At 58.4% G+C, this 5676-nt stretch carries 6 protein-coding genes; 5 read left to right on the forward strand and 1 reads right to left on the reverse strand.

What is annotated here, in order from left to right; translation table 11 throughout:
• From DBR30_RS21625 to DBR30_RS04570, 4 genes are all read left to right on the forward strand, one after another.
• The coding region (locus DBR30_RS21625) for a tetratricopeptide repeat protein (RefSeq protein ID WP_258224279.1) at nucleotides 1–299 on the forward strand (299 nt) is incomplete at its 5' end.
• Nucleotides 292–1476, forward strand: a complete 1185-nt coding sequence (gene bamB / locus DBR30_RS04560; protein WP_005333796.1) for an outer membrane protein assembly factor BamB — start codon at nucleotides 292–294, stop codon at nucleotides 1474–1476. The genes DBR30_RS21625 and bamB, both read left to right, overlap by 8 nt.
• 74 nt (nucleotides 1477–1550) lie before the next feature.
• A complete protein-coding gene (gene der, locus DBR30_RS04565) occupies nucleotides 1551–3047 on the forward strand; it encodes a ribosome biogenesis GTPase Der (RefSeq protein WP_108588207.1) in 1497 nt (498 codons plus the stop codon).
• 124 nt (nucleotides 3048–3171) lie between these two features.
• A complete protein-coding gene (locus DBR30_RS04570; protein WP_108540340.1) occupies nucleotides 3172–3396 on the forward strand; it encodes a zinc ribbon domain-containing protein in 225 nt (74 codons plus the stop codon).
• Nucleotides 3397–3769: 373 nt separating this feature from the next.
• Here the strand turns inward: DBR30_RS04570 and mltF are convergent, their stop codons facing one another.
• Nucleotides 3770–5254: a membrane-bound lytic murein transglycosylase MltF gene (mltF, locus tag DBR30_RS04580; RefSeq protein WP_108540342.1), complete on the reverse strand. Its 1485-nt coding sequence runs from the start codon at nucleotides 5252–5254 to the stop codon at nucleotides 3770–3772.
• Nucleotides 5255–5403: 149 nt separating this feature from the next.
• Between mltF and DBR30_RS04585 the strand changes: the two genes are divergently transcribed.
• Nucleotides 5404–5676, forward strand: a 273-nt coding sequence (locus tag DBR30_RS04585) for a hypothetical protein (protein ID WP_146181355.1), incomplete at its 3' end; no start/stop codon positions are given.

Below are 5676 nucleotides of genomic sequence, written 5' to 3' on the forward strand. Positions count from 1 at the left end.
CGGGTGACGAGAGCATTCGTCCCATCGCGGCGCTGCGTCTGGCCCGTGTGCTGAATGATCAGGGCAAGGCAGATGAAGCACTGGCCAAGCTGGCGACCATCCAGAATGAGGCCTTCAAGGCGCAGGTAGCCGAAGCCCGTGGTGATGTGCTGCAAAAGCAGGGCAAGACCGAAGAGGCTCGTGATGCCTATCAGGCGGCGGCGGATGCCGGCGGCCTGCAGGGTAGCGCCGAGCTCAAGCTGAAAATGGACGATCTGGCCCTGCCGGCCGTTGCGACTGGTGAGGCACCGGATGCGTAATCTATTCAAGATGGTGGCGCTGGGGGCTGCGGTCTCCTTCGCTCTGCAGGGTTGCTCCCTGTTCAGTTCCGAAGAGGATCTCAACCCGATGGCGCCGCTGCCCAAGGTTGAATCTGCCTTCACTGCCGACACCGCATGGTCATCCACTGTGGGTGATGGCATCGGTGACTTCTACTCCCAGCTCAAGCCGGTGGTGGAAGAGGATCGCATCTACGCGGCGGCCCGCGACGGCGATGTCAGCGCCTTTGACCGTGCCAGTGGCGATCGCCTCTGGACTGTCGATCTGGCTGACCTGCCGGTCAATGCCGACAAGCGCAGCGCCCGCCTCTCCGGCGGCCTGGTTTCTCGTTACGGCAAGCTGTTCCTCGGTTCCGAGAACGGGGTGGTCTATGCCCTGAACGAAGAGAACGGTGAAGTGCTCTGGCAGACCAATGTGCCCGGCGAAGTGGTTGCGAGCCCCGCGGTGGAAGATGGCCGCGTGGTGGTGTTGACCACCTCCGGTCGCCTGATCGCCCTCGACACTGATGAAGGCAAGATGCAGTGGTCGCTCTCCGAAGAGCAGCCGCCGCTGACCCTGCGCAGTGCCGGTGCACCGGTGATCACCAACGGCGCCGTGATTTACGGTCGTGCTGATGGCAAGGTGGGCATCGCCCTGCTGAGCAACGGCCAGCCTGTGCGCCAGTCCAAGGTGGCTGATCCGCGCGGTGCCACCGAGCTGGACCGCATGGTTGACGTCGACGCCAGCCCGCTGATTGCCGGTGATGAGCTCTACGCCATCGCCTACAACGGTCAGCTGATGGCGCGCAAGCTGATGACTGGCGATGAAGTGTGGAAGCGAAAATATTCCGGCTATCGTGATCTGGCGATGACCGGTAATGCCATCGTGCTGACCGACAGTCGCAGCCACCTGTTTGCCATCGACCGTCGCAACGGTCTGGAGCTGTGGTCAAACACCCAGCTGGAAAATCGTACCGTCACTGCACCTGTCATCTTCGGTGACTATGTGGTGGTGGGTGATGTGGAAGGATACCTGTATTGGCTTGATCGTACCGACGGTACCATCAAGGCGATGCAGCAGCTCGATAGCAGTGGTCTCTACGCCGCCCCGCTGGTGGATGGCGAGACCCTGTATGTGCAGAGCCGTGACGGCAAGTTGTACGCCCTCAAGCGTCCTTGATCGTCCGATAATGTGAATATCCGGCTCCTGGTCTTCGGACCCGGAGCCTTTGTCGTCTTGAGAATGAGGCTTTTATGACTCCTGTAGTAGCCCTGGTGGGCCGCCCCAACGTGGGGAAATCCACCCTGTTTAACCGCTTGACCCGTACTCGGGATGCCCTGGTTGCCGATTTTCCCGGTCTGACCCGGGACCGTAAATACGGTCAGGCGAAGTTGGGCGAGCTGGAATTTATCGTGGTCGATACCGGCGGTATCGATGGCACCGAAGAGGGGATCGAGCTGAAGATGGCCGAGCAATCCCTGCTGGCCATCGAAGAAGCGGACGTCGTGCTGTTCATGGTGGATGCCCGTGCCGGTCTGACCGCAGCGGATCAAGCCATCGCCGAGCACTTGCGCAAGGCCCACAAGAAGGTATTTCTGGTGGCTAACAAGACCGACGGTATCGACGGTGATTCCGCGGTCTCCGAGTTCTACGGTCTGGCGCTGGGCGAGGTTTACCAGATCGCGGCCGCCCACGGTCGTGGCGTGCTGAGCCTGCTGGAACTGGCCCTGGCTCCCCATCTGGAGACCCTGGTCGACGCCACTACCGATGAAGATGCGCAGGATGAGGAAGAGGAGGACTTCGACGAAGAAGCCCTGCTGCGCATGGTGGCTGCCGGTGAACTCGATACCAAAGAGGACACCAAGGAGACCCCGTTCGCCGACCTGCCCATCAAGTTCGCCATCGTTGGTCGTCCCAACGTCGGTAAATCTACCCTGACCAACCGCATGTTGGGTGAAGATCGGGTCATCGTCTATGACATGCCCGGCACCACTCGTGACTCCGTTTACATTCCGATGGAGCGTGACGAGCAGAAGTATGTGGTCATCGACACCGCCGGTGTGCGTCGTCGTGGCAAGGTTCACGAGACGGTGGAGAAGTTCTCCGTTATCAAAACCCTGAAGGCCATCGAAGATGCCAACGTCTGCCTGCTGGTGATCGACGCCCAGGAGACCATCACCGATCAGGACTTGAGCATCCTTGGCTATGTGCTCCACGCCGGTCGCTCCGTGGTGCTGGTGGTGAACAAGTGGGATGGTCTGGATCAGAAGGTGAAAGAGGATGTGAAGAACGAGCTGGATCGTCGCTTGGGCTTCATCGACTTCGCTCGCGTCCACTTCATCTCCGCCCTGCACGGTAGCGGTGTCGGCCATCTGTTTGAATCCATTCAGGAGGCTTACCAGTCCGCCACCCGTCGTACCAGCACGGCCATGCTGACCCGCATCATGCAGATGGCGCAGGAAGATCACCAGCCGCCGATGGTCAATGGTCGCCGCGTCAAGCTCAAGTATGCTCACGCCGGTGGCTACAACCCGCCGCGCATCGTGATCCACGGCAATCAGCTGAACGACTTGCCGGACTCCTACAAGCGGTATCTGATCAACTACTTCCGCAAGTCCCTCAAGATCATGGGCTCGCCGATCCGGGTCGAGTTCCAGGAGTCGGTCAACCCGTTTGAAGGCAAGAAGAACACCATGACCCTGAGTCAGGAACGTCAGCGCAAACGCCTGCTGAAAATGAAGAAGAAATAAGTCCTTGCGGCTGCCCTCACCGGCAGCCGCTTTGTTATCCTCGCCATGTTAAGGTGAGGAATAAGGGGAGGGGGATCTGCCATGGAATAAGACCATGGCAGATCCACTTTTCGAGGAGTCGACTATGGAAGCCCTGCTTTGTCCATCATGCCAGGCTGAACTGGATACCCGCAGCAAGGAGCAAACCTGTGGCCAGTGCCGGACCGCTGTTCACGTTACGGCCATCTGCCCCACCTGCCAGCAGGAGCTGGAGCGTCTCAAGGCGTGCGGCGCGGTGGATTACTTCTGCAACCACTGCAACTCGCTGATCTCCAAGCGGTCGGTACAGTTCAAGGCGGCGCTGGTGTAAGACGATATTCAAGTGAGAAAGAAGATAAAAAAACCCGGCGAATGCCGGGTTTATGCTGTGTGCTCTGCAATAAGCAGGGTATAGGATCGATTTCTGCGCCACAGGTTGCGCTTGATGTCATTAAGCTTGAGTTTGCGTCTGGGGCTCCAGCTGCACTTCGCTTTTCTGACCAGACTGATTTTTCTACGTTTTTGCATCTTGGTCTCCTCCCAACTCAGTTGGCCATCCCGGCCTTGGGTCATTGATGGAGCCCATCCGAAATTGCTGTTATTTAATCTCTCAACATAATGAAAACAATGCGATTTCGGATAGGCTCCGATGTGAATCGATGGTAACAGAGAAGTTTGCGTGAAAACAGCCGAATAGTGGCTGGTTAGCGCATGGTGATCTGATTGACCACTTCGACAATGGCGGTGGGGCGCTCGGCCAGCTCGGGTTCGCTGTCGTTGTCGAGACTCTCCCGCTGATGTGCCTTCTGCTGCTCGTTGTCGAGCCAGAGCAGACTCTGGTAATACTGGCGCACGTTGTTGACATAGTTGCGCGCCTCGCTGCCACGGGCATAGCCATAACGCACCTTGCGGTGCCAGCGCGCTTGCTGCAGCAGCGGCAGCACCTCTTTCACGTCGCTCCAGGCGTCAGGATTCTTGCCGAGCTCTTTGGTCAGGCGGCGGGCGTCCATCATGTGGCCGTAACCTATGTTGTAGGCGGTGAGGGCAAACCACACCTTCTCGTCATCGGGCACCGAATCCGGCACCTTCTCCATCATCTGTTGCAGATAGAGGGAGCCACCCTTGATGCTCTCTTCCGGATGAAGCCGGTCGTTGACTCCCATCGCCTTGGCTGTGGGCTCGGTCAGCATCATCATGCCGCGCACGCCGGTGTAGGAGCGGGCCTGCGGGTCCCAGTGGGACTCCTGATAGCTGATGGCGGCGAGCAGACGCCAGTCGATATTCTTGGCGTGAGTCTGGAACAGCGGCTGGTACTTGGGCAGCAGGCTCTTGGCGCGTTTGAGGAAGGTACGGGTATCGACAAAGTCGAAGTTTTGCACATGACCGAAGTACTTCTCGTCCAGTTTGGCGATGGCACCATCCATAAAGCGCTGACCGAAGAAGTCGATCACGCTGGCATAGAGGCTGTCATCGGGCAGCTTGCTCATGGCCCAGGCAACGGTCTGCTTCTGGGCCAAGGTCAGCCCCTCGGTGAGCTCCGGGTAGTAGCGCTGGGTACGGGCCAGCACGGTATCCTGCACCACCGTGTAGTCAATCTTGCCATCCACCACCTGCTTGAGCAGCTCCTCCACATCGGCGTTGTCGCTGGTGCTCCAGGCTAGTTTCGGATTCTCTTTGCTCATCTCTTTGAGCAGATCTTCACCGGTGGAGCCGGCGGCAACGACCAGTTTGCCCTTGATATCGTTTAACGAGGCAGGCTTGGGTTTGCCGTTGCGGTAGACCAGTTTGGGGGAGACCTGGTAGAAGCCCGGGCCGAAGCGAAACAGCTCGCGCCGTTCGGGGGTGACCATGATGGCGGCAGCCGCCAGATCGAGTTTGCCCTTTTTCAGCAGGGTGACCAGTTGGTCAGTGGTGTCGACCGGGATGATGGTGAGTTTCACCCCCAACCAGTCGGCATAATTTTGCGCCAGCTCGTAATCGAACCCCTGGGCGAGGTCGTCACGCTGGTAATAAGAGGTGGGACCATAGATGGTGCCAACCCGGATCTCGCCTCGCTGGCGGATCTGCTCCAGCTGGCTGGAGGGGCTATAGAAGTCGCAGCCAACCAGTGTCAGCGTCAACAACAGCCCGATAAACAGTCGAAAAATGCAGCGCAAGTAGGTGAGTACCTTTGTTGAAAAAATCGGCATTTGTCAAAAAAGAGGCACCTTTATACCAGAGAGTGTGCGCAGAGTCACACTGCACGAAGTGAGAAAAACGTTTGTCCGCTGTGAGCCAGATCCCTATAATACGCGCGTCTCAATTCCCCCCCACTTTAAAACTTGGTGAGAAAGGTCATATGGATATCTTGCGTGGTGCCCCAGCACTGTCTGATTTTCGTGTCCAAAAACTGCTGCAACGCTTCGCACAGATGAGAAACGAGAGTGGAGTAGAGAGCGGAGTAGAGATAGAGGATGTCTATGCCGAGTATGTGCACTTTGCCGAGCTGACAAGCCCCCTCTCTCCCCCCGAGCGAGCGACCTTGGGCCAGCTCTTGCGCTACGGCCCGACCATCCCCGAACACACCCCCAGCGGTCAGCTGTTTCTTGTTACCCCCCGCCCCGGCACTATC

The sequence above is a fragment of the Aeromonas sp. HMWF017 genome, from assembly GCF_003061465.1.
In the GTDB taxonomy this organism is placed as follows: Bacteria; Pseudomonadota; Gammaproteobacteria; order Enterobacterales; family Aeromonadaceae; genus Aeromonas; species Aeromonas veronii.